The sequence below is a fragment of the Planobacterium oryzisoli genome, assembly GCF_015354315.1.
Classification (GTDB): domain Bacteria; phylum Bacteroidota; class Bacteroidia; order Flavobacteriales; family Weeksellaceae; genus Planobacterium_A; species Planobacterium_A oryzisoli.
In genome coordinates this window covers 1-23,736 of the sequence record NZ_JADKYY010000003.1, presented here as the reverse complement: position 1 = coordinate 23,736, position 23,736 = coordinate 1, and the positions used below count along the sequence as shown (strand labels likewise).

Genomic DNA, 23,736 nt, shown 5'->3' with positions numbered 1-23,736 from the left:
TTTAGATGAAGATTACACAGCACCTTGAAGAAAAGAAAGGGAAAACACTCTATTCCTTAGAAATTGTGCCTCCAATGAAAGGCGAAGGCATTCAGTCGTTATACGATAACCTCGATCCTCTGATGGCCCTAGCACCATGTTTTGTGGACGTGACCACTTCACGCGAGCAGTACGTGTATCTGGAGCGAGGAGGTGGACTTGTGGAACGTAGGATCAGCCGCATGCGGCCTGGCACACTGGGTATCTGCGCCGCAGTGCAGCATAAATACTCTGTAGATACCGTTCCCCACGTGCTCTGTGGTGGCTATACCGTGGAAGAGACCGAATACCTACTGGTAGACTGCATGTATTTGGGGATAGATAATTTGATGGCTCTAAGGGGCGATCCCATGCATGGGGAGAATAGTTTCGTTCCTGCCCAGGGAGGACACCATTATGCCAGGGAGCTCGTTTCGCATATTGGCCGGGTAGGAAGGGGGCAGTTTCTTACCGATCCGAGTCCGGTGGCTGAAAACAGCAGGTTTTGCGTGGGGGTGGCAGGCTATCCCGAAAAGCATATTGAGGCGCCCAGCCTAGCGACCGATCTGCAGCGTCTGAAGGAGAAAGTGGATGCAGGTGCGGATTATGTAGTGACGCAGATGTTCTTTGACAACAACAAGTACTTTGAGTTCGTGGAAAAAGCGCGCGCCCTGGGTATATCGGTTCCCATCTTACCAGGCCTCAAGCCACTGCTAGTAAAAAGCCACCTACATATGCTTCCCAAAACCTTTAAGATCGATCTGCCCGACCCGCTGAGCCGCGCGGTGGAGAAAGCCCCGAGCGCCCAGCACATACGCCAGATTGGTGAGGAGTGGACAATTGCCCAGGGAAAGGAGCTCATAGCCCGAGGCGCTCCCGCCTTGCACTTTTACTCGATGGGGAAATCCCGCTCGGTGGAGCGGATCGTAAAGGCCCTTTTTTAATCCAGCACGGGATGCCTTTCGAAAGGGGCCTGGGAATCAAAAAGATAACGGTAGGTGGTGAGCTTACGGCTCACTGTGGTGTCTAGGCTCTGGGCAATGCGCATCATCTTAGGATTAAAATCGCCAATCCATTGTAGCTCGGTAGTTTGAAAATCGGTGTGGACACGAAGGTGGTTGGTTCCTTCCATGATCATATATCCGTCCAGTCCGGTTTTTTGCCACTTAGGGACTACCCCAAAAACGATTCCTACCATTTTGGTGTTGGGCTTGGTCTTTTTTAGCCACAGGAAGCGCAGTTTTTGCCACAACCCAAATTTTCCGTCCAGATACTTGAACCACTGGTTCAGATCCGGAAGGTTGATCCACATGGCTATCGGTTCTTCTTTTTCGTAGACGAACCAGCAGATATGCTCGTTGATTACTGGCTTCATCATTTGGAACATCCTAAGGGCTTTGCCCGGTTCCATTTGTTTGCCCTGTCCGTGGCTTGCCCAGGCGCTGTTGTATATATGGGTAAAATCCTTTGCGAATTTTTCCAGATTCTTTCGCGTCAGCCGGCGCGCCGAAAGAAGGGGATTCCGGCTGTGGCGGGTGTGCATCACGGTAAACACACGGGAGACTTCTCCATGCACCGGCCGGGAATAGCATAGCTGGTCGAAGTAATTCTTAAATCCGTAGGATTCGAAGAGCTCCTTATAGTAGAGGGGGTTGTAATTCATTCCGTAGAGTGGCTCCTGATGCCCCTCGGTGAGTAGCCCCCAGAATTTGTCTCGTTCGCCAAAATTGATAGGTCCGTCCATGGCCTGCATGCCTCGCTCCTGGAGGAAATTCTTTGCAAAATCAAAGATAAAGTGGGCCTGCCTCTGGTTGTTGGTGCAATCAAAGAAACCAATTCCTCCGGTGGGTTGCGACTGCTTGTAGCGTGGATTGATAAAGACGGCTACCCGGCCGAAGAGCTCCCCCTCTGAGGTGTAGAAAAGGAAACGCTCGCAAGTACCTTGGGCAAACAATTTGTTCTTCTTAGGATCAAATACTGCGCGTACATCCTTGTCCAGTGGTCGGATATAGAAAGGATCCCCTGCATTTATTCGTCCGGGAAGCTCTAAAAACGCGCGCTCCTGCTTAGGGTTCACTACTTTAATTGCTTTCATAGGTATTCCCTGGGTTAGTTGGTGCTGCAGTCTTTAACCTGTACCTCTTTCAATGTCAGTGGACCGGTAGGCAGAGTGGCCTGCAATTTGGGAAAATCCCCTTCGATACAGTTTTCCCTGCGGTCGGAAAATGCACCGTCTTCTAAAATGATTGCGAGGTTCTCACCTTTGATTACGTAGGTGTTCTCACTCGCGGTGACTGATGTGATGGGGAAAGTCTTTCCTGCCCACGAAAATGTACCACTCGAAGATTCGGGGGAAAATTCGAGGATGGCCTTTTGGTTATGGTAGAGCACGAAACCAGAGCTTTGGCCTGCACTCTGTGGAAGGGGCTTTGCGGTGGAGTTACCCTCGGTTTCTTTCGAGAGAAGGGGAAGTGAATCCAAGGAATCATTCGGCGTACCCGAAACAACTCCCGAGAGTTTCGCCTCTTTCTGACAGGAGGCCACCGTTAGAAGTATAAATGCAAAGCGAATCAATCGTTTCATTCCCTAAAATTAAAAAAAATATCCCAAAGGCGCCAAGACGTTTAAGGCGAGGGAATTCAATTTAAAAAAGTAAATTTGTGCTTTACTAATAAGAACATATATGGTTTTATCGATGACCGGATTCGGTCGCGCCGAGGGAATGTATCAGGGAAGGAAGATTTCCGTTGAACTGAAAAGTCTCAACAGTAAAACGCTTGATTTAAACATGAAGGTCGCCTCGCGCTATAGGGAGAAGGAATTTGAACTTAGAAAACTTCTGCAAGAGCGCGCAGTACGAGGAAAGCTGGACTGTTACATCAATGTAGAGGCCACCGAGGACGTGCAAGAGGTAAAGATCAACCAGCCTCTGGTTAAGGCCTATATGCAGGAACTTAAGTCTTTGGCAAGCGATGGGCCGATGTTTGAATACTTAAAAATGGCAGTACGTATGCCCGAGGTGCTCTCTAGTAAAGGTCAGGATCTGGAGGCCGAGGAGTGGAATGTGCTCCAGCAGCTTGCAGGCGAAGCCCTCCAGCGTTTGGAGGATTTTAGGAGGGAGGAAGGAAGCAATCTTAGTAAGGAGATCGCCCTAAACATAGAGCACATTGCCCAGAGCCTTTCTAAGGTGGACCCGTACGAATCCCAGCGAATTGAAATGATGAAGGAAAAATACCAGGCCACCCTTCAGGAATTTGAAAATGTGGACCAGACCCGGTTCTACCAAGAACTGGCGTACTATACCGAGAAACTGGACATCTCGGAAGAAAAGGTGCGGCTTTCCCAGCATCTGAAATACTACCTGGAAGTAATGCAGTTAGAGGAACATAGTGGCAAGAAACTGGGTTTTATAGCCCAGGAGATAGGACGCGAGATCAATACCCTCGGATCGAAGGCCAACCACAGCGAAATTCAGAAGTTAGTGGTGGAGATGAAAGACGAGTTGGAAAAGATAAAGGAACAGACCTTAAATATTCTTTAGTATGGAGTCCGTTTCGAAAACCACTGGAAAAGTCTTGATTTTTTCCGCACCCTCGGGCAGTGGCAAAACTACTCTGGTGCAGTACGTCCTTGGGGAGTTTGCTTCTCTTTCGTTCTCGGTGTCTTGTACCACGCGCGCACCGCGTGGAGAGGAGAAACACGGAAAGGATTATTACTTTCTCTCTGTGGAAGAGTTTAAAAGACGCATAGAGCAAGAGGAATTTGTAGAATTTGAAGAGGTGTATACCGATAAATTCTATGGTACCCTAAAGAGTGAGGTGGAGCGCATTTGGAAGCAGGGAAAGGTCGTGGTATTTGATGTGGACGTTAAAGGCGGCATTGCCCTTAAAAAATACTTTGGGTCCAAGGCACTTTCGGTATTTGTTTTGCCTCCCTCTATAGAGGAACTCAGGCGAAGGCTTCTCTTGCGCGGAACGGACGATCATTCCACTATTGGCACGCGCGTGGAGAAAGCGGCGGAGGAATTACAGTATCAGGATGCATTTGATTTCAAACTGCACAATACCGAGCTTTCCGTGGCCAAAGAAGAGATTAAAGAAAAAATATCAGAGTTTTTAAATAGTTAGAAGTAAAGCACAAACGCCCTTACCTATGAGTACAGAGAATTTTCAAAAAGCCGTTTCCAGCATACCCGTCAAGGGGTTTCTAGATATCAAGGACCTTGTAATACCCCAGGGTGAGGCTCTCGTAGAGGCCATTCTGCAGTTAAAGAAAGAAAAGAATGCCGTAATCCTCGCGCATTACTACCAGCCGGCTGAAATCCAGGATATTGCGGATTTTCTGGGGGATTCCCTGCAGCTTGCGCGGCAGGCCAAGGATACTGAGGCCGATATGATTGCTTTCTGTGGTGTGCATTTTATGGCAGAGGCTGCAAAAATTCTCAATCCCACCAAGAAGGTGGTACTGCCCGATACCCAGGCCGGATGTTCCCTGGCGGACGGATGTAGTGGCGAGGGGCTTCGCAAGATGCGCGCGCAGTATCCTGGGGCGCTTATTGCTACCTACATTAACTGCAATGCCGAAACTAAGGCAGAGAGTGATATCATCGTTACCAGTTCCAATGCCGAGACCATTATACGCTCCCTTCCCCAGGACCGTCCACTGATCTTTGCGCCCGATAAGAATCTGGGCCGGTATCTGATGAAAAAAACCGGCAGAGAAATGATCCTTTGGGACGGTAGCTGTATAGTGCACGAAGCTTTTTCGATGGAGCGTATCGCGCAGCAGCTGCACGAGCATCCGGACGCCAAACTCATTGCCCATCCGGAAAGTGAGACGGCGGTACTGGACCTTGCCCATTTTATTGGTTCGACTTCGGCACTTCTGAATTACGTGGAGAAAGACGCTGCAACGAAGTTCATCGTAGCTACCGAGGAGGGTATTCTCCACGAGATGCGCAAGCGCGCGCCAGGAAAGACCCTGATTCCCGCCCTTGTATTTGATGAGAGTTGCAACTGCTCGGAATGCTTTTTTATGAAACGAAACACCATGGAAAAACTCTATCTCTGTATGAAATACGAGCTTCCGGAAATTACGATGGACGAGGAATTACGGCAAAAAGCCTTGGTGCCAATTGAAAAAATGCTCGCCCTATCCACTACCATTAAATAAAGACCTTTTTTGCAGTGAGTACCATTCTTCTTCAAGACGTAAAAATCTATGCCTACCATGGCGTGCTTCCCGAGGAACGTATTATAGGCACATACTACCTAGTGGATCTGGAATTGGACGTGGATCTGGAAAAGGCTGCACATTCAGATAAGCTGAGCGACACCTTAAATTATGCGCTGGCGCACCAAATTCTTTTGGAAGAGATGGCCGTGCCTTCTAATTTGCTTGAGCACGTGGCGGGTAGGATACTCTCGTCATTGGGCAAGGCATTTGATTCTCTCAAGGCTGCACGTATCACCCTTACCAAGACCAGTCCCCCTATGCCGGGGGAAATGAAAGGGGTAGGTGTACGCATGCAGCGCCGCTACCACGAACCTAGCTTATAGTTCCAATGTACTGGCCACCTCCATAAGAATCCGGTAGGAATCCCTACGGGCTGCTTGGTCGTGGATGGAGGAAGTGAACATGATCTCACTAGGCCTAAACGTCCGGTAAAAAGACGCCATCTGCTCCTGCAGTTCTCTAGGTCCCCCAATAAAGCTGTACCGAAGTTGGTTTAAGAGATGCGCTTTCTCGGAAGGGTTCCAAAGGGCATCCATATTTTCTACGGGTGGGGGATTAAGGCCCCGGGCATTACGGATAAGACCCAGAAAAGTCTGATACAGGGTGGTAGCGAGAAACTCTGCCTCTTCCTTGGTTGCGGCACCGATACCGTTGAGACATGCAATGGTATAGGGCTTCTCGAGAACAGCGCTGGCTGAAAATCTTTCGTGGTAGATCGTAAAGGCACGCTCCATCATCTCCGGCGCAAAATGGCCGGCAAAGGCATAGGGCAGACCCAGTTCTGCTGCGAGATAGGCGCTGTCGGTGGAAGACCCCAGAATATAGATCGGCACATTAGCGCCCTCCCCAGGGATGGCCCTAACCGAGCTGCTAGAGTTTTCTCTAGAGAAATACCTTTGGAGTTCCAGTATTTGCCTTGGAAACAGCTCGTTGATGGTGGATGCGTTGCGGCCCAGGGCCTGGGCAGTGAGCCCGTCGGTTCCAGGGGCACGCCCAACACCTAGGTCAATCCGGCCGGGATAAAGAGCATCCAGGGTTCCGAACTGCTCGGCAATTATGAGCGAACTGTGGTTGGGAAGCATCACTCCGCCTGAGCCAACGCGTATTTGGGAAGTGCGCGAGGCAATATGCCCAATTAAAAGGGAGGTTGCAGAACTTGCAATTCCTTCAAAGTTATGGTGTTCGGCGAGCCAGTAGCGAAGGTATCCCAGGCGCTCGGCGTGCTCTGCCAGCTGGGCGCTTTCTTCAATGGCCTCCCCATAGGCTCCTGGTTTTTTTACCGGGACCAGGTCTAAGACACTGAGTGCAAAAGGAAGGTTATAATCTTTCATACCCAAAAATACAAAGAGCCCGCCCAGCGACCAAAGGATCCTGATCCATTCTTTCAATGGTGTTATTTAGGACTTTGTATCGCGGCTAAGGAAGAAATTCATAAGCAGCCGTATTTCAGGATATTCAAATTCTGGGGGCAGCATGCCCTTGAATTCCTGCAGGGTCTTGTGTCCGGTGTTTTGGTGCAGCTTAGAGAACGCTGCAATCTTCTCTCTGGTAATAAGCCTCTCAAGATCCTGTATGTCGAGAAGCCCCATTTCGGCAATCTTGGAAAAATGCCCCATTACCGTTGCCGGCATGATGCCCCGTTCTTTGGAAATTTCTACAGGGGATTTTCCTTGAGCAAAAAGTTTCATGGTAAGGGTATGGGTAGGAATCTTTTCAACAGAGATGCTGAGTTTCTTTCGCTCCGGGAGTAGTACGCGGTCAAGGAGCGCGACCCTTTGCAATTCTTCGAGGTAGTCCTGGACCTGTTCGGTGAGGGTGCGGGTGAGCTCGCTGAGAGTCTTTAGACCGTGCACCCCTTTGATCTGGGCAAGGAAGGATTTGAGACTCTGGAAAATATCCCGCTCGACATGGTTATAAAAGAACTCCGCTGCTCCTTGCATCTTATCATGCACTTTGCTCCAAGGGAGCGAACCGGTGCTGTACTGCTGGGTCATGGATGTAGCCACACGCTGGAATTTTTCAAAAACTTGGGTAAGGTTTTTTACTGTTACTTCCAGCGAGCGGATAAGGTCGCTACTTGCCTGGGCTTCGAGTTTCTTTGCACCCAAAGCGGCTTTCTGCCATGCGGGCAGTTCCTGGGAAATCCACCGGGGATCCAGTTTGTGCACTACGCGAAGGACTGTAAAGAGATGCTTCTCCTCTTCAATGATGTTTTGTACCTGTGCATTGGCCCGGGTTTTCTGTTCAAAGGCACTGATGCGCGCATCGCTCAGTATAGCCTGTGGCGCAATAGGAGAGGTCAGTACAATACCCTCTAGGGTTCTACAGCGCGAAAGGGCCACGTAGACTTGGCCTGGGACAAAGGATTTGGCCGCATCAATTACTACACGCTCGAAGGTAAGTCCCTGGCTTTTATGGATAGTTACGGCCCAAGCAAGACGAATAGGGTACTGCTCGAAACTCCCCAGTACTTCTTCTTTAATGTTCTTTTCTTGGTCCAGGAGGTACTTCTTGTTTTCCCAAATTTCTTTTTTTAGGGCATAGGGCTCATCGCTTCCCTCTATGAGTACGTCTATACTCTCCGGACCCACCGAAAGGACTTCAGCAATTTTTCCATTGTAGTACTTCTTCTCCGCCGAGGCGTCGTTTCGGATGAACATGATTTGGGCGCCGGTCTTAAGCCTTAAGGTGGGTTCGTTGGGAAACATGCTTTCCTTGAATTCCCCCACCACAGAGGCCTTATAGATAACTTCAGGGCCGCTTAGTTTTTCCAATTCCCTTTGGTTGATTTCCTCTGCCATTCGGTTGTGTGAGGTGAGGTAAACGTATTTTTCCTTGCTAGTGGGCACCTGCTCTTGGTAGCGGCTATTGAGCTGGTCAAAATCAATCTCATCGTGCTTGGCATACCGTATGGTATTGAGAAGCTCTAGGAATTTAGGGTCTTTTTGACGAAAAACTTCGGTGAGCTCGTAGGTAATTAAAGGGTGGTGCTCCAGGGCTTTTGCGGAAAAGAAGAAAGGAGAGGCGTAGTAGCGGGAGAGAATCTGTTCTTCACGTACTACCGGCGGCAACTGGTAGAGGTCTCCTATAAGAAGTAGTTGGACCCCACCGAAGGGATCCATGCGCCTTCTCACGTGGCGCAGCGCGTGGTCGATCATGTCCAGGACATCGGAGCGAAGCATCGATACCTCGTCGATGACCAAAAGTTCTAGTTCCCGGAGAAGTTTGAGCTTGTCCTTTCGGTACCTGAAATGCTGCACAAGGTCTGATATATTGTTTCCGTAGGGTTCCGGGGTACGCTCCATCGTAGGAAGAAAGGTCCTAAGAGGTAGTCCAAAGAGTGAGTGTATGGTAACGCCTCCGGCATTTATAGCCGCAATCCCCGTAGGGGCCACAATGATATGCTTCTTGTGGGTACGGGCCGTAAGGGCATTTAAGAAAGTGGTTTTCCCCGTACCTGCTTTTCCAGTTAGAAAGACACTGCGGGAGGTATGTTCCACCAGATCGAAAAGTAGGGAGTCCATAGGGCAAAAATACATAAATTTACTGCCCCGTTCCTACGGCATACATATTGTTGGCTTTAAGAACTGTCTAACCGATTACCTATGAGATACCTACCAATTCTTCTTTTTACCTGCCTGCTTAGCATCGGCGCTTGCAAATCCAAAAAAACCGCAGAGCAGAGTGAGCAGCTTCCAAAAGATATTGCTGAAATGCCTGAGCGCGACTATTCCGAAGGACTGGCCCAGGAGCGTGAAAGGGACCAAAAAGCGCTTGGTATTGCCAGGGAAGAGATCGAAGCTCTTATCTCAAGTGCCTCGTGCAGTGATGCGGCCGGATGGCGCACTGCGGCGCTGGGCTCCAAACCGTGCGGAGGTCCGGCCACCTTTATTGCCTATCCTATCAGCCTGGAAGAAGAACTTCTGGAAAAAATCACCCGCTACAACAAACAGAGTTCGGAATTCAATCTCAAGTACGGACTTATTTCCGATTGCGCCGTGGTAGCTCCTCCAGCGGGCGTGCGCTGCGAGAATGGGAAACCGGTACTTTTTTACCAGTCCGAGATCTAATCCACCCGCGCAGGTTGGTTCTCGTTTCTTAGCCTATCTCGAAGAATTTTCTCTGCACTCCATTTGGCGTGGCGTGAGGGCTGTATCACGTGGCCCCTCTTGCGTGCATACACTTTGGTGAATTCTGCTCCGAAGAACAGTATCTGACAGGTATAGTTCACCCACAGCATTAGTAGAATGAATGCGCCGGCGGCGCCAAAGACCGATTCGGGTTTACTGATTTCAAAATAGTAGCCTAAAAGAAATTTTCCCAGCGTAAAGAGGCCGGCTGTGAGAATTGCTCCAGTCCACACCGAGCGCCACGAAATACTCACGTCCGGTAGGACCTTGAACATAAAGGCAAACAAGGCAGAAACCACCACGAAGCTTACAAGGAAATTGATGGTTTTGACCAGAAAGAACGTTTCCAAATTAAAATGGCGCACAAACCAATCGTTGGCAAGTCCTATGACGGAGGAGAGCACTAAGCTTATTAGCAGTAGAAATGCGATGATCAGTATCATGCCTAAGGAGTTGGCACGGTCCAGAAGGTATTTCTGCCACGCTTTCTTTGGTGCAGCTTCTACGTCCCAGAGGGTGTTTAGTGACTTCTGCATATGAAAGAACAGAGTGGTGGACCCAAAGATGAGCGATCCTATTCCTATGGCCTTCATCCAGAAATTCTGATGGTCTAGTACCGCGCTGGTGATCATATTCTGCACGCTCTCACCAATGCCTTTACCTGCGATGGAGGCTACCTGGTTTTGTATCTCGCCTCGTATTGCCTCATCACCGTAGATGCCTCCCAGCACCCACACTAATATAATGAGCAGTCCCGGAAGAGAGAAAATCGCAAAATAGGCCATGCTTGCGCTCTGCTGCATCGCACTGGAATCAAACCATTCCTCAAAGGACTCTTTAAGTACCTGAATAAAAAACGAAAGATGCTTCATTGCTATAAGAAAGTAAACACGGCAGGGGCTTCACAAAGCGTGCCGAAGGGCCTACTTTTTGCGTAGGATGTAAAAATCCTGAAATTTTCTTAAAGCAGTGCGGCAGGGAAAACTACCCAAGATCAGGATTCTTCGGTGCCGTACCAGCTGGAGTACAGTACGTAGTTCTGTGCAATACGGTTGACCTCGCCTTCAAGGAGCTCCACTGAGATGTCTTTTATCTTGCGGGCTGGAATTCCTCCCCAGACTTCTCCGGAACGGATGTGGGTACCTTGAGTGACTACCGATCCAGCACCTACGATGGAATTGCTCTCCACAACACAGTTGTCCATTACGATAGCCCCCATGCCTATCAGGACGTTGTCATGGAGCGTGCATCCGTGCACGATGGCATTATGGCCAATGGATACATTGTTGCCAATGATAAGAGGGTATTTTTGGTAGGTACAGTGCAGCATGGCATTGTCCTGAACATTCACTCTCTCGCCCAGAGTGATGTAATTCACATCGCCGCGTAGCACGGCATTATACCAGATGCTGCAGTCCTTACCGGTGGTGACATCCCCGATGATCGTTGCCGTCTCGGCTGTGAAGGTTCCTTCACCAAGCTTCGGTTTCTTTCCAAGTAGTTCTCTGATCAGTGCCATACTTATTCTTTTTTACCCAACGCCTTCATTGACAAAGTCTACCATGAGGCATGGGTACATGTATCTTTAATTGCGTACTTTTGCTACTCAAAAATACAAAAAAATGAGAGAAGTCAGAATAGAGACCACTGCAAATCCCAAAGTGATGAAGTTTGTATGTGATTATACATTGGTGCCGGGTTCCCTGGAACTGGACCGCACCTCTGACATAGCAGATATACCTCTGGCGCAGGAACTGTTTAACTACCCTTTCGTCGAGCAAATATTTATCACTGCTAATTTCATAGCAGTGTCCAAGCAGGATACTGTGGAATGGGAGCATGTAGCTACCAGTCTAAAATCCGTGATAGAAGATGCGCTTTTGGAGAATCCCAGGCTGTATAAGCAGACCAAGAAGCGCGAGCTCTTTCCAGTCTATGCGGAAATGACACCTAACCCTTCGGTTATGAAATTCGTTTCGCAGCGCTACATCGTAGAGGGTTTTCTGGAAGTCAAAGACCGCACGCAGGCCGGGCAAGTTCCTCTTGCCGATGCCATTTTCCAGGAATTTGACTTTGCAAGGGAGGTGTTTATCTCAGACAATTTCGTGGCAGTGACTAAGGACGATTCGGTGCAGTGGCACGAAGTGATGGTGCCGGTGCGTGGTTTCATTGCTGAATACCTACAGTCGGGAGGCAGCGTAAGTCATATCGCGCCCCAGACACACGAAAACCCTGTGGAACAAATCATACAGAGGGACTACACCGAAAGCGAGCAAAAAATCTCCGATATACTAAATGAATACGTAGCTCCTGCCGTGGAGAACGACGGAGGGAAAATCTCCCTTCTTGAATACGACGCCACATCCAAGACGGCCAAGATGCTTCTGCAGGGTGCCTGCTCGGGATGTCCTAGTTCTACAGCCACTCTGAAAGGCGGTATTGAGAACATCTTAAAACAATTTGTGCCCGAACTCGTAGAGAGAGTAGAGGCAGTAAACGGATAAGGAATCAAATAGGTAACTGCTACTATGAAAGGAATACTACTGGTTAATTTAGGGTCACCACGATCCACAGAGGTTAAGGATGTAAAAGAATACCTCGATGAATTCTTGATGGATGAACGGGTTATTGATTACCGGTGGTTCTTCCGCACCCTACTGGTACGAGGCATTATTTTGCGTACCCGCCCTAAGAAATCGGCCCAGGCGTATAAGACGGTTTGGACCGACCAAGGCTCTCCCCTGATTGTTATTACACAGCAGATCAAGGATAAACTCGAGAAGATCGTGGATGTGCCTGTAGAGATTGGGATGCGGTATGCGGAGCCGAGTATCGAAACGGGTCTTAGAAAACTTCAGGCGCAGGGTGTGGATGAGGTGGTGCTTTTTCCTCTCTACCCGCAGTATGCGATGAGTACTACCGAAACAGTGGTAGAGAAGGCCAAAGAGGTGCAGAAGAAATTCTTTCCTTCTATGAAGATCAACTACGTGGCACCTTTCTACAACCGCTCTATTTATATTGAGGCCCTAAGCGAAAGCATAAAGGAGAACCTTCCAGAATCCTACGATATGCTCCAGTTTTCCTACCATGGTGTTCCGGAGCGCCATCTATATAAGACCGATCCTACCAAGACCTGTAAAATTGGAGACTGCTGTATGAAGGATGACTACCCGGCACACCCTTATTGCTACCGCCACCAATGTTTCAAGACTACGGAACTAGTGCGCGAGAGGCTAGGGATTGCACCGGAAAAAGTGGTGGTGAGCTTCCAGTCGCGTTTAGGAAAGGACAAATGGATTGAGCCGTACACGGATCAGACCCTGGAGCATCTTCCAAAGAAGGGGGTGGAAAACCTGGCCATTGTATGTCCGGCATTCGTATCGGACTGCCTGGAAACCCTGGAAGAAATCTCGGTAGAAGGGAAAGAAGAATTCTTGGAAGCGGGAGGAAAGGAGTTCACCTATCTGCCGTGCTTAAACGACGACGACCGCTGGATAGAGGTAGTAAAGACGCTCTGCATGGAGCAGATGGACTTTTCCAAATAAACTAATCATGTGGAATATTAAGCAATTTACCTTCAATCCTTTTTCCGAGAATACGTATTTGCTGTACACCCCTTCCAAAAACGCATTTTTGGTGGATCCCGGATGTTATACCCCCTCCGAGCAGCAGGAGCTTATGGAATTCATTGCGCAAGAGGATCTGAAGATAACGAGCATACTTTTGACCCATGCCCATATCGACCATGTCCTTGGTCTGCAGTGGGCCGCAGATACCTTCGCGGTGGGGGTAAGAATCCATCCACTGGAAATGGAGATTTTGGAGCGTAATCCTATGACCGCAGCACAGTACGGTTTTTTCTTTAAACCCTTCGTTGGAGAACTACTTCCCATAGAGGCCGGAGAGGAGTTGCAGCTGGACGGACTCTCCCTTAAGGTGCTTTTTGTACCCGGGCATTCCCCTGGCCACGTGGCCTACTATTCCAGCGAAAGTGCGGTTATGGTATCCGGTGATGTGTTATTCCAAGGAAGTATTGGTCGTACGGATCTTTACAAAGGTAACCATATGCAACTGCTGGAGAGCGTGCGCACTGAAATATTTACCCTACCAGGGGCCACGCAGGTTTTCTCCGGACACGGGCCCTCTACCACGGTAGGTTTTGAAAAAGAGCATAATCCCTTTTTCTAGAAAAAATCAAGAGGCGGCATTGTTGTGGATGCCGCCTCTTTTTTTATTTCCATTTAATATTGCATCCCATGCTGGGCTTTTGCAGCTCTTCTTGCGGTTGCCCCGCTAGGATATTTTCAAAAGCGATAATCAGATCCTCGCCGGTCACGTCCGTGGTGTTGCCAGGTCTGGAATCGTCCATTTGCCCGCGGTAAATGAGTTCGAGTTTGTGGTCAAACAGAAAGAAATCCGGTGTGCAGGCAGCATCGTAGGCTTTGGCAATGGCCTGACTTTCGTCGTAGAGGTAAGGGAATTCAAATTTTCTCTCCAGCTGGAATTCAATCATTTTCTCCGGAGCATCGGCAGGATATTTTTCTGCATCGTTGGAATTGATACCAATAATTTCAATGCCGTGGCCCTGGTAATCTTCGTAGATCTCTGCCAGTTTATCTATGATATGCAGTACAAAAGGACAGTGGTTGCACATAAAGACAATCAGCGTGGCCTTTTCTCCTTTTAGATCCTCCAATGATTGAATCTCGGAAGATTCCGAAGGGTTGGGTAGTTCAAAGTAGGGAGCTTTGGTGCCCAGAGCAAGCATGTTGGAAGGGGTATTTGCCATAATAATGCGATTTTTTTTGTAGAGTTAAAAATACATTATTTACCCCACTAAATTATCTTTCCCGAAAAAAAAATGCACTATCCAATCCGCAAGTTCTCAAGAATCTTCTGGGCATTAAAAAAGGTCTGAGGAGGGGTTACCCAATGGATATCCTCTTCGCCCCTATACCAGGTCAGTTGCCTCTTTGCAAAGCGCCGCGTATTTTTCTTTATTTCCTCGACGGCATGCTTAAGAGTTGTCTCCCCAAGAAGATAGGGGAAGAGCTCACGGTATCCTACGGTATTGAGCGCTTGAAGTTCTCTATAGGGAAGTAGCGCTTCTACTTCGCCCAGGAGCCCCTGAGCAATCATTTGATCTACGCGCTGTTCGATACGCTCGTAGAGCAATTGCCGCTCCAGCTGCATCCCAATGCGTACTACGCGAAAATCCCGCTGCGGCCGGGTTTGCTTCAGAAGGCTTGTATAGCTTTGTCCTGTCTGCCAAATAAGGTCAATGGCGCGCAAAAGACGTCTTGGATTTTGTAGGTCTACCTTTGAGGAGTAGATGGGGTCCAGCGAATGTAAAAGATTCTGTAAGGCTCCGAGCCCCTCTTTTTGCCATAATGCCAGGAGCTTTTCCTGGTTCTGCGCATTGGCCGCAGGCAGAGGGTGAAGTCCCTGAATGACTGCTTTTTCGTACATCATGCTTCCTCCCACCAGAACAAGCGTCGAATGCATTTTGAATAATTCCTGGATTTTCTCCAGTGCGTCTTTTTCATAGGCGCCTATAGAGTAGGGCTCCTCCACACCGATATGGCCTACAAAATAATGTCTGGCCCTGCGTTGTTCCTCTAAAGAGGGCGCTGCGGTCCCGATAGGCATCTCCCGATAGAACTGCCTGGAATCGCAAGAGAGGATTGGACAGCCGAATTTTTCTGCAAGCTCCAGCGCTAGACTGGTCTTCCCAGAAGCGGTGGGGCCAATGATGGAAATTAACGTATTCACAGGGCAAAATTGGGGATTTTATCTGAATTAAAAAACCACCGTACAATCTAGCCGATGTGCGGTGGTTTGAGGTATGAATCGTGTGAAAAATTAATCTACTTTATTTCGCGGGCTTCCACGGTGGTAAGACCCTCCTGCTGCATCTGCTCCCAGAGAAGGAATTTATCCACTTCCTTCATAAGCTTGGGAATGATTAGGGCAAGGATGGCAAGATCGTCAAGGGATCCAATGAATGGTACCGCAATCTCAGGTATTAGGTCAATAGGTGAGATTACATAGAGTAGACCCAGTATGGGAATAATCATGTCGATGCTCTTGAGTGGGTATTTCCCCGACTTCCACATCTTTACCATACGCCATACTACCGGAATTTTCTGCATGAATCCTTTGTGTTTTATTGCTTCTTTAATCAGATGTATTTTAGAATATTTCATCGTGCTATAAATGCTTAACGGGATATACGTAGCAAAAGCTGTTCCACGCCTCTGCGGTGAAATGGTAATTATTTGTTAAATATGTTACTTGAGGAAAGGAGCCAGGAAGTCATGTACGGACTGGGCATTCCAGTCTTTTGTGGAAGTTTCCTTGGAGATGATTCTGCCGGAGGGATCCAGGATAAAGGTAGTAGGATATACTTTGGGTAGAATCTTTCCTTCGATAGGGCTCTGCGCAAGGTATACCGGTGCGGTGTAGTTGTTTTCCTTAATAAATTTCCTTACGTCCTGCTCCTGGTCCAGCATGGCGATCAGTACGAATTCCATGTCGTCTTTTTTGCTTTGGTAGAGCGCCTCAATGCTTGGCCACTCTTCTCGGCAGGGGGCGCACCAGGTTCCCCAAAAATTAAGGAACATGAGTTTCTTACCCCGCAGGTTCTTAAGGTTGGTACTTGGCACATTAACTCCTTTAAGTACCACATCATAGTCCTTGTCCTCTACCTTTACGGCACTTTCAATCTCTGCCACCGGAAAGAGGTTATCCTTCACCCCCGGTATGAAAAACACGGCCCCTAAAAGAGCTAACACGATAAAATAAATCAGGTTTTTTTTCATGGTTTCAATTTTTACAAAAGTTCTAAAATTTCAGCGATGGCATCCTTTCCTCGGTTCTTGGCATAGTAAACCTGCAGATCGTTATAAAACTCTTCCTTTGGATACCCCTGGGGGTCTGCCTTGAATTTTTTTAGAAGCTGCTGACCGTAACGGGGACGTGGTCCCCAATGGTCGATAGGCTGGTAGTTCTCGTCCAGAAGCACCACTATTGGAATGGACTGCGTACCCTCGGTGAGGTACTGCTCAATGAGGCTCGGGTCACTGTCGCGCAGGAAAATGCGTACCGGATTGTAGTCTTGGAAAAATGCCACGACCGAGGGTACGGTCTGGCTGGCATCCCCACACCAAGGCTCGGAGATGATCAGCACCTTGCCTTTGAACCCCTTAGTGAGAAGGAGAGCCTGCTGCGCCGGGTCGGCTTTGAATGTTTTTATGGCACGCCCCATGCGCTGCTCCGCTAATTCGTAGTAGGGTGCGAAATCTTTTTCCTGTTGGTCGCTAGGATTTTCCAGTCGCTGTTTGTTTACTTCTAGATATTGCTCGAAGGTAAGGGCCTTATCCCAGTATTTTTTCATTTGCATATGTAAAGGTTATAACTCTATTTTTCTTCCTTGGTTGATTAGATACATATCGGCAAGAACGAATGCCGCAAGGGCTTCCACCACGGGAACTGCCCGGGGTACGACGCAGGGGTCGTGGCGTCCTTTTCCCTCCAAGGTAGTGGGAGTTCCGCTTATTGTATAGCTTTGCTGCGGTCGTAGCAAGGTGGCTACGGGCTTGAAGGCTACCTGAAACGTAATGGGCATGCCATTGGAGATGCCCCCTTGAATACCGCCGGAGTGGTTGGTTCGTGTAGTGAAGTCTTCGTTAAATATATCGTTGTGCTCCGAGCCGCGCATTTGCGCAGATAAGAAACCACTGCCGTAGGAAAAACCTTTCACGGCATTGATGCTTAGCATAGCATGTCCTAGCTGGGCATGAAGTTTTTGGAACACGGGTTCTCCAAGCGATTTAGGAACGTTTTCCACCACACAGCTCACTACCCCGCCTACGGTATCTCCCTCCTTGCGTACCTTGCGTATAAGCTCTTCCATTTCCTGTGCTTTTTCAGGGTCGGGGCACCGAACCGGGTTCTCTTCACGAAGGGAAAAATCCAGTTGCTGCCATTCCTTATCCAGTGTAATGGTACCTACCCCGCTTACATACGCGGTGATGGAGACCGAGGGGAGAAGTTGGCGGCAGATTTCTCCTGCCACCACCCAATTGCTGGTTTCCCTAGCCGAGGAGCGTCCTCCTCCGCGGTAATCGCGGTGTCCAAACTTTTCCTCCAGGGTGTAGTCCGAATGACTGGGCCTTAGGGCATTTTCCAGGTGCGTGTAGTCTTTGCTGCGCTGGTTTTCATTACGGATGATAAAGCCTATGGGCATCCCGGTGGTTTTTCCTTCAAATATCCCGGAGAGCAGCTCTACCGTATCGGACTCGTTTCGCTGGGTCACAATAGGGCTTTGGCCTGGCCTGCGACGGTTTAGAGCCTGCTGCACTTTTTCCAGATCCAGGGTTATGCCCGCAGGAAAATTCGAGAGGATGCCTCCGTACGCTTTGCCGTGGCTCTCGCCAAAGGTGGTAAGCTTTAAGTAATTCCCAAGTGTTTGCATACAACAAATATAACAATTTAACCCGCAGCTAAAGGGCTAGGTCGGGAATTAACCCCACAAAAAAACGCAAGGGTTTTTTCCTTGCGTTTCTTGCATAAAATAGCTGCTATGATGAAAAATTAATCCTTTTGCTTTTTTTTACTGCACCCTTCCGTCCCTACGGTCGGCAGCACGTCCGATGGTATAGCCGGTGGCTCCACCTACAATACCTCCTATAACGGCTCCGGCGCCTCTGTTTCGTTTATTGATGATCGCACCGGCAGCAGCTCCACCCACCGTACCAATAATAGTTCCTTTGGCGGCCTTACTAATGCCTTGTCTTTCAGGTGCCTGGGTATAGGTTCCATCGGATGCTCCCTCATAGGAACCCGAAGAGGCAGTCGAGTTGTTACGGTACACCGTACGTTCCACTACGCGCTCGCGAACGGGCGCTGCAGCAGTCCGCGCTACGCTGGCCTGCGCTTTTTGTTGTTCCACCTTCTCGATGCTGTCTTTAGCGCGCTCAAAGGCGATCTTTTCTTTCTCTATAGCCAGCTTCTGTCTTTCAATATCTAATTGCCTGGCTTGGTATTCCATTTTTTCTTGCTCTAGCGTTTTCTGCGCAGTAGTATCTTCCTTCGTACATGAAGTAAGTGCCATTGCAGAAAAAGCGCCTATTAGTAAAATGTGTCTCATATCGGTAACTTTAATCGGTTCGCTACAGATAAGACAAGAGTGCTGCCAAAGTATTGTTAAAAAAATGTTAAAGTGCTTGAAAGAGCAGGAAATAAAAATGCAATTACCTGTATATAAGATAATTGCATTGCTACTAGAGGTACCTAGCGGATTCGAACCGCTGTAGATGGTGTTGCAGACCACTGCCTAACCACTCGGCCAAAGTACCCTTTTGTTGGAGTGCAAATCTACTAATTATTTTTTAAGTGCCGAAGCCTCCAGGATAATTTTTTTTTGCAGTACAGTCGGCGTATATTTGCATATTATTACACGAAAATGTCAGATATACAACTCAATAGCATACCGGAAGCTATCCAGGACCTACGAGCCGGAAAAGTAATCATAGTAGTAGACGATGAAAACCGTGAAAACGAGGGTGACTTTCTCTCTGCCGCGGAGCTGACCACCCCCGAAATCATCAATTTTATGACCATTCACGGAAGGGGACTAATATGTACGCCGCTACCGGAAAAACGCTGCGACGAACTAGGTCTAGACATTATGGTGAGTCGAAGCTCCGATCCAAAAGAGACCGCCTTTACGGTTTCAGTGGACCTCTTAGGGGAGGGCGTTTCGACCGGAATTTCTGCAAGTGACCGCTCCAAGACGATTCTTGCCTTGATGGATGAGAAAACCAAACCGAGTGATTTCATGCGCCCAGGGCACATTTTTCCTCTGCGTGCGCGAAAGGGAGGGGTTTTGAAAAGAGCAGGACATACCGAGGCTGCCATTGATCTGACCAAACTGGCGGGACTCAAGGAAGGAGGAGTTATTTGTGAGATCATGAACGAGGACGGTTCCATGGCCCGTCTGCCCGAGCTTATGGTTTTGGCTAAGAAGCACGATTTGAAGATTGTCTCGATAGAGGATCTGATCCAATACCTACTGCAGAAAGGAAATCTTATTGAACGTATTGAAGAGCGTGATGTGCGTACGTTTTATGGGGACTACCGGTTTTTTGCCTTCCGTGAGACCAGCACCGAGCAGATCCACTTTGCCCTGACCAAAGGAACCTGGACTCCAGAGGAACCGGTTCTGGTACGTGTTCAGGCTTCCAATTCGTATTTCGATGTACTAAGCAGGCTTACCACAGGGGAAAAGCCACTATTGGAAAAAGTGACGCGAATGATTAACCAGGAGGGCAAGGGAGCTCTAATCTTCATTAACAATGTTTCCAATACAGAAAATACAATGCGTAAGCTCCAGCAGTTCTTGGATTTCCAGGACGGCGCAGAGCAGCGCCCAACCCTAGCATCCAATTTCCGGGATTACGGAATAGGTACGCAAATCCTTAAGAATCTAGGCATAAATAAATTTCGGGTCATTACCCAAAGTCCTAATCTAAAGCCGGTTGTAGGAGGCTATGACGTGGAAGTAACTGAATTGGTGGAACTTTAGAAAACAGGGCTGTAGCTATAACGAATTAGCCGGGCTGCTGCTTGCAGACCCGGCTTTTCTGTGGCCTCTATACTCTGGTAAGGATGGTCTCTGGAGCAAGGCCGTTGAGAAAGTCCCCTGCTTTCATGCGTTTCTTTCCTTCGATCTGTAGATCGGTCACGGCGTAGATCCCCTGCGGGAATGGAATAAGAAGAGCATCTTTTGTACGTTCTATCGTCTTTTTATCTCCCTGCGCAGAGGTAGAGGCCACGTACCCCGCATAGACCTTGAGTGTCCTTTTTTCCTCACCAATCATAACTTCAGTGAATGCAGCAGGATAAGGAGAGAGGCCGCGAATAAAATTGTGTAGTTGGATAGCAGTACAGTTCCAGTCGATCTTCGTGTCGGCCTTAAAGATCTTATGTGCGGTCCTGGGCTGCTGGACAGACTGCTGCGCCGTAGGGGTGAGTACCCCTTCAGAGATCCCATCCAGAGTCTTTACTACCAAGTGGGCTCCTAGATGCATCAGTTTATCGTGCAGCGTACCTGCCGTGTCTTCTGGATGGATTTCCTGCTCCTGCTGCAGAAGAATGCTTCCTTCGTCGATACGCTCGTTAATAAAGAAGGTAGTCACTCCCGTAGTGGTTTCTCCATTGATCAGAGCGTAGTTTATCGGTGCCGCGCCCCGGTAGTGGGGAAGCAGGGAGGCGTGGAGGTTGAAGGTACCTTTCTTAGGGAGACTAAACAGTACCTGGGGCATCATTCTAAAGGCTACCACAACAAAGACGTCGGCCTGAAGATCCTGCATTTGCTTAAGAAAAGCATCGTCTTTTAATTTTTCGGGCTGGAAAAGCAAAAGTCCTTTCTCAAGGGCATAATTCTTTACCGCAGTGAAGTGGATCTTTTGGCCTCTGCCCGAGGCTTTGTCTGGTGCGGTGACCACGCCTACTACCTGATGGGAAGATTCGACGATGGCATTTAAAGATTCAACTGCAAAGTCTGGTGTTCCAAAGAACACAACGCGAAGTGGTTTCATAGCCCCAAAGATATCCAATCCTTGGTATTGCACCAACTTCTTTAGGCCAAGGCATAGGTTTTAAAATTCACCATACGTACCAGACCTTCGTCGAGCAGGTAGATGAGCCTTTGCTGCAGCTCGCTGCGTGCATGGAAAGGGAAGGCATTGGAAAGCATCTCCAAGGTGGCAGGTCCCTCAGATAGGGCACTAAGTATGTCACTCTCTGCGCTGCTGCCCTCCAGGGCACTTCGGTCTCTGCGGCAGACAGAGCACTGCCCGCATCGCGTGGGCGAGGATTCTTTAAAATACGCAAGGATCATTTCCATCTTACAGCGCGTATTCTCCAGCACAAAGTGCTTCATCTCTTCCCACTTTCGGACCTTGCTCTGTTGGATACGCTCATAGAGCTGGTAGAATTTTCCTTCCAGGTCACGGGCGCTCCTGGGAGTTAAAAAGCGCAAAGTGGAGCGTTCCCCGTCCGTATAGGTGAGAAGTTGCTGCGTGGATAATTCCTCCAATTTAACCTTTATCTGCTCCCAAGAAGTCTGAAGCTTCTCACTTAATGCCTTGGGCTGGAAGGGTATGGGAAAGGAAAGAACTCCAGGAAGAGCCCTTGTGAGTGCTTCCAGAAAGGCGGATTGGGAAGGTGCTAGATCGTCGATCTCTTCCGCAGCCATATGAATCTGCAGCGTACTGGGACCGGGGTAGTCTTTAAGAAAGAGCAGCTCTTGGTTGTGAAGGAATTCCACTACTCCGCGTATTTTCTGAGGATGGCATCCACTTAGACGTTCTATTTTTTCCGTAGGCATATAGTAGGTACGCTCGGGGCGTTCTCCGTCCGCTATCTGGCAGAGGGAATAAAGAAGAGAAGTGATTTTATAGAATTCTACTCGGGAGGCAATGGAGCGTTCCAGTAGCGAATCCATCGTAGTTAAGGCAGGTTGGCTATAGAGAAGGAAGGCAAAGGAAGGCTTTCCATCCCTTCCTGCACGTCCGACTTCCTGGTAGTAGTTCTCGATGGATTGCGGCGGGGAAAGGTGGATGACGGTGTGCAGGTCTTGTTTGTCGATACCCATACCAAAGGCATTGGTGGCCACAAGGATTTTAGCAGGACTCTCCAGCCATTGTTTCTGCTTTTTAGTACGCAGGCCACTGCTTAGACCCGCGTGGTAGTAGTCTACATTGCCTAGCCCCTTGTTTAGGAGCATTTGGGTGAGTAGTTCCGTTTGCTTACGGGTGCGGCAATACACCAAGGCGCTTTGTCTGGCTCCAGAGAGCAACTGATATACCCGCTCGAAAGGTTCTAAGGTCTGCTCAAAGAAAAGCGATAGGTTCTCCCTTCGAAAGCTTTGGGAGAAAGACCGAGGCTTAGAAAGTCCAAGCCGTTCTTTGATCTCAAAGAGTACGGAAGGTGTAGCGGTTGCCGTAAGGGCTATGATGGGCACTGGTTTTACCTGTTCACGAAACGTTTTGATGTGGCGGTAGTTGGGCCTGAAGTCCTGTCCCCACTCTGAAATGCAGTGCGCCTCGTCCACGGCAATGAAGGAGATAGGAATATCTTCCATTTGCGTGCGAAATTTTCTGCTGCTGAGCCGTTCCGGTGCCACGAACAGCAACTTCGTTACTCCCTCCCGGCAAAGGCCAAGTACCGTTTCCATTTCGTGGTCCTCCATGGAGGATACGAGCAGTTCGGCCTCGATACCCATGGATCGCAGCTGCTGTACCTGATCACGCATCAGGGCGATGAGCGGAGATACCACCAGGGCGGTACCTTCCAAAAGAAGGGCCGGGAGCTGGTAGCAAAGGGATTTTCCTGCTCCTGTGGGAAGCAGCACTGTGGTATCACTACCTTCCAGGAGCGAATCAATGGCTTCACTCTGCAGCGGGCGAAAGGAATGATGTCCCCAAAAATGCAGTAGGGTGGAATGTTTTAGAGATTGAAGTGAGGTGGCGCTGTTCACGGGTTAAAAATACGCATTTAAACCGTTTCCTCTACCCCTGGAAATAAAACACGCTAGGGGGCATTTTTATTTTTTGCTTTCTATAGAAGTAACGAAAAGGTGTGCACATCTAAGAACCTGTTGTCTTTAAATGCAGCTTCGCGTGAAATTCCCTCAAGGGAGAATCCATTGTTTTCTAGGACTTTCATGGAGGCTTTGTTGGGCGCAAACACCCGGGCAAATACCCGGTGGAAGTCGTCTTGGGATCGTAGGTACTCGAGGTATAAACCTAGCGCGCGGGTAGAGAGTCCTTTGCCCCAAAATTTTTCTCCAATCCAGTAGCCTATTTCGATGTTTTTTCGGTAGACATCTGTTTGGAGTATTGCTCCGATCACTCCTGCGAGTTCTCCCTGATATTCCACTACAAAGGTATGGGTCGAGTCACCGGTGAGAACGGAATCTATGAAGGCGTTTGCGTGCTCTATACGGTAGGGGTGTGGAAACCGGTCGGATAGGTTCTGCCAGAGCTTTCGGTTATTGGCCAAAAGGGTCAGAGCAGCAGCGTCCGATGAGGTAAATTCTCTTAGTCTTAATTCTTTATCGCGCACGGTTAGCTAGGAAGTCTTGCAGGAGTAAATATAAAAAAGAAGCCGTCTCAATACTAAATTGAGGCGGTTTTTTCATTTTAGGAGGTTTTAGTGTTGCATAATTAGGAGGTATTTTGTATCTTTATTACTGATAATCAACAAGATGCGACCTACTTTCAAAGAATACAACCAAGACCAACTCTGGCTTTTCCCGCCCTCTATCGATGAGTTGGTACCTCAG

The 23,736-nt window shown here is 48.7% G+C and carries 26 protein-coding genes and 1 tRNA gene; 10 read left to right on the top strand and 17 right to left on the bottom strand.

Going from position 1 to position 23,736, the window contains the following annotated elements:
• The first annotated feature begins 5 nt into the window (after positions 1 to 5).
• Positions 6 to 962: a methylenetetrahydrofolate reductase gene (locus IC612_RS02910; RefSeq protein WP_194738680.1), complete on the top strand. Its 957-nt coding sequence runs from the start codon at positions 6 to 8 to the stop codon at positions 960 to 962.
• Here the strand turns inward: IC612_RS02910 and IC612_RS02905 are convergent.
• Together IC612_RS02905 and IC612_RS02900 are read right to left on the bottom strand one after the other, a co-directional pair.
• Positions 959 to 2,113 (bottom strand): hypothetical protein, encoded by a 1,155-nt coding sequence (locus IC612_RS02905; protein WP_194738679.1) that lies wholly within the window; start codon positions 2,111 to 2,113, stop codon positions 959 to 961. The two genes, IC612_RS02910 and IC612_RS02905, sit on opposite strands and share 4 nt — an antisense overlap.
• A gap of 14 nt (positions 2,114 to 2,127) precedes the next feature.
• Positions 2,128 to 2,601, bottom strand: coding sequence for a hypothetical protein (locus IC612_RS02900; RefSeq protein WP_194738678.1), 474 nt, complete (start codon positions 2,599 to 2,601; stop codon positions 2,128 to 2,130).
• Between the two features lie 100 nt (positions 2,602 to 2,701).
• On the opposite strand from IC612_RS02900, the gene IC612_RS02895 reads away from it, so the two are divergent.
• The 4 genes from IC612_RS02895 to folB are packed head-to-tail and all read left to right on the top strand — an operon-like array spanning position 2,702 to position 5,576.
• Positions 2,702 to 3,559 (top strand): YicC/YloC family endoribonuclease, encoded by an 858-nt coding sequence (locus IC612_RS02895; protein ID WP_194738677.1) that lies wholly within the window; start codon positions 2,702 to 2,704, stop codon positions 3,557 to 3,559.
• A gap of 1 nt (position 3,560) precedes the next feature.
• Positions 3,561 to 4,145, top strand: a complete 585-nt coding sequence (gene gmk, locus IC612_RS02890; protein ID WP_194738676.1) for a guanylate kinase — start codon at positions 3,561 to 3,563, stop codon at positions 4,143 to 4,145.
• A gap of 25 nt (positions 4,146 to 4,170) precedes the next feature.
• A complete protein-coding gene (gene nadA, locus IC612_RS02885) occupies positions 4,171 to 5,190 on the top strand; it encodes a quinolinate synthase NadA (protein WP_194738675.1) in 1,020 nt (339 codons plus the stop codon).
• 14 nt (positions 5,191 to 5,204) lie between these two features.
• Positions 5,205 to 5,576, top strand: coding sequence for a dihydroneopterin aldolase (gene folB, locus IC612_RS02880; protein WP_194738674.1), 372 nt, complete (start codon positions 5,205 to 5,207; stop codon positions 5,574 to 5,576).
• Here folB and IC612_RS02875 read toward each other — a convergent pair.
• Together IC612_RS02875 and IC612_RS02870 are read right to left on the bottom strand one after the other, a co-directional pair.
• Entirely contained in the window at positions 5,571 to 6,584 is a 1,014-nt protein-coding gene (locus IC612_RS02875; RefSeq protein ID WP_194738854.1) for an LLM class flavin-dependent oxidoreductase, read from the bottom strand. The genes folB and IC612_RS02875 overlap by 6 nt on opposite strands.
• A gap of 66 nt (positions 6,585 to 6,650) precedes the next feature.
• Positions 6,651 to 8,777, bottom strand: coding sequence for a helix-turn-helix domain-containing protein (locus IC612_RS02870; RefSeq protein ID WP_194738673.1), 2,127 nt, complete (start codon positions 8,775 to 8,777; stop codon positions 6,651 to 6,653).
• An 81-nt stretch (positions 8,778 to 8,858) separates the two neighbouring features.
• On the opposite strand from IC612_RS02870, the gene IC612_RS02865 reads away from it, so the two are divergent.
• Positions 8,859 to 9,323 carry a hypothetical protein gene (locus tag IC612_RS02865; protein WP_194738672.1) on the top strand — a complete coding sequence of 155 codons (465 nt, stop codon included), beginning with the start codon at positions 8,859 to 8,861 and terminating at the stop codon, positions 9,321 to 9,323.
• Here the strand turns inward: IC612_RS02865 and IC612_RS02860 are convergent.
• Together IC612_RS02860 and IC612_RS02855 are read right to left on the bottom strand one after the other, a co-directional pair.
• A complete protein-coding gene (locus IC612_RS02860; RefSeq protein ID WP_194738671.1) occupies positions 9,320 to 10,255 on the bottom strand; it encodes a YihY/virulence factor BrkB family protein in 936 nt (311 codons plus the stop codon). The two genes, IC612_RS02865 and IC612_RS02860, sit on opposite strands and share 4 nt — an antisense overlap.
• A 122-nt stretch (positions 10,256 to 10,377) precedes the next feature.
• Entirely contained in the window at positions 10,378 to 10,902 is a 525-nt protein-coding gene (locus IC612_RS02855) for a gamma carbonic anhydrase family protein (protein ID WP_194738670.1), read from the bottom strand.
• A 103-nt stretch (positions 10,903 to 11,005) separates the two neighbouring features.
• Between IC612_RS02855 and IC612_RS02850 the strand changes: the two genes are divergently transcribed.
• From IC612_RS02850 to IC612_RS02840, 3 genes are read left to right on the top strand one after another with little or no spacing between them, the layout of a single operon-like run.
• A complete protein-coding gene (locus IC612_RS02850; protein ID WP_194738669.1) occupies positions 11,006 to 11,887 on the top strand; it encodes a NifU family protein in 882 nt (293 codons plus the stop codon).
• A gap of 24 nt (positions 11,888 to 11,911) precedes the next feature.
• A complete protein-coding gene (gene hemH / locus IC612_RS02845; protein WP_194738668.1) occupies positions 11,912 to 12,928 on the top strand; it encodes a ferrochelatase in 1,017 nt (338 codons plus the stop codon).
• Between the two features lie 7 nt (positions 12,929 to 12,935).
• Positions 12,936 to 13,571, top strand: coding sequence for an MBL fold metallo-hydrolase (locus tag IC612_RS02840; protein ID WP_194738667.1), 636 nt, complete (start codon positions 12,936 to 12,938; stop codon positions 13,569 to 13,571).
• 43 nt (positions 13,572 to 13,614) lie between these two features.
• Here the strand turns inward: IC612_RS02840 and IC612_RS02835 are convergent, their stop codons facing one another.
• From IC612_RS02835 to IC612_RS02800, 8 genes are all read right to left on the bottom strand, one after another.
• Positions 13,615 to 14,172 (bottom strand): thioredoxin family protein, encoded by a 558-nt coding sequence (locus IC612_RS02835; protein ID WP_194738666.1) that lies wholly within the window; start codon positions 14,170 to 14,172, stop codon positions 13,615 to 13,617.
• 77 nt (positions 14,173 to 14,249) lie between these two features.
• Entirely contained in the window at positions 14,250 to 15,155 is a 906-nt protein-coding gene (gene miaA / locus IC612_RS02830; RefSeq protein ID WP_194738665.1) for a tRNA (adenosine(37)-N6)-dimethylallyltransferase MiaA, read from the bottom strand.
• Between the two features lie 95 nt (positions 15,156 to 15,250).
• On the bottom strand, positions 15,251 to 15,589 hold the full coding sequence (locus IC612_RS02825) for a YkvA family protein (protein WP_194738664.1): 339 nt from the start codon (positions 15,587 to 15,589) through the stop codon (positions 15,251 to 15,253).
• 84 nt (positions 15,590 to 15,673) lie between these two features.
• Positions 15,674 to 16,204, bottom strand: coding sequence for a TlpA family protein disulfide reductase (locus IC612_RS02820; RefSeq protein ID WP_194738663.1), 531 nt, complete (start codon positions 16,202 to 16,204; stop codon positions 15,674 to 15,676).
• A gap of 11 nt (positions 16,205 to 16,215) precedes the next feature.
• Positions 16,216 to 16,779 carry a thioredoxin family protein gene (locus tag IC612_RS02815; protein WP_194738853.1) on the bottom strand — a complete coding sequence of 188 codons (564 nt, stop codon included), beginning with the start codon at positions 16,777 to 16,779 and terminating at the stop codon, positions 16,216 to 16,218.
• A 15-nt stretch (positions 16,780 to 16,794) separates the two neighbouring features.
• Positions 16,795 to 17,859, bottom strand: a complete 1,065-nt coding sequence (gene aroC, locus IC612_RS02810) for a chorismate synthase (protein WP_194738662.1) — start codon at positions 17,857 to 17,859, stop codon at positions 16,795 to 16,797.
• 138 nt (positions 17,860 to 17,997) lie between these two features.
• Positions 17,998 to 18,534 (bottom strand): YMGG-like glycine zipper-containing protein, encoded by a 537-nt coding sequence (locus IC612_RS02805; RefSeq protein ID WP_194738661.1) that lies wholly within the window; start codon positions 18,532 to 18,534, stop codon positions 17,998 to 18,000.
• A 137-nt stretch (positions 18,535 to 18,671) separates the two neighbouring features.
• Positions 18,672 to 18,742, bottom strand: a tRNA-Cys gene (locus tag IC612_RS02800).
• A gap of 107 nt (positions 18,743 to 18,849) precedes the next feature.
• On the opposite strand from IC612_RS02800, the gene ribB reads away from it, so the two are divergent.
• Positions 18,850 to 19,971 (top strand): 3,4-dihydroxy-2-butanone-4-phosphate synthase, encoded by a 1,122-nt coding sequence (gene ribB / locus IC612_RS02795; protein WP_194738660.1) that lies wholly within the window; start codon positions 18,850 to 18,852, stop codon positions 19,969 to 19,971.
• A gap of 67 nt (positions 19,972 to 20,038) precedes the next feature.
• Here the strand turns inward: ribB and fmt are convergent, their stop codons facing one another.
• The 3 genes from fmt to IC612_RS02780 form a co-directional block, all read right to left on the bottom strand.
• Positions 20,039 to 20,986: a methionyl-tRNA formyltransferase gene (gene fmt / locus IC612_RS02790; protein WP_194738659.1), complete on the bottom strand. Its 948-nt coding sequence runs from the start codon at positions 20,984 to 20,986 to the stop codon at positions 20,039 to 20,041.
• 41 nt (positions 20,987 to 21,027) lie between these two features.
• Complete coding sequence (locus IC612_RS02785) at positions 21,028 to 22,929, bottom strand: RecQ family ATP-dependent DNA helicase (RefSeq protein WP_194738658.1); 1,902 nt, start codon at positions 22,927 to 22,929, stop codon at positions 21,028 to 21,030.
• 80 nt (positions 22,930 to 23,009) lie between these two features.
• Entirely contained in the window at positions 23,010 to 23,516 is a 507-nt protein-coding gene (locus IC612_RS02780; RefSeq protein WP_194738657.1) for a GNAT family N-acetyltransferase, read from the bottom strand.
• Positions 23,517 to 23,736 lie beyond the last annotated feature (220 nt).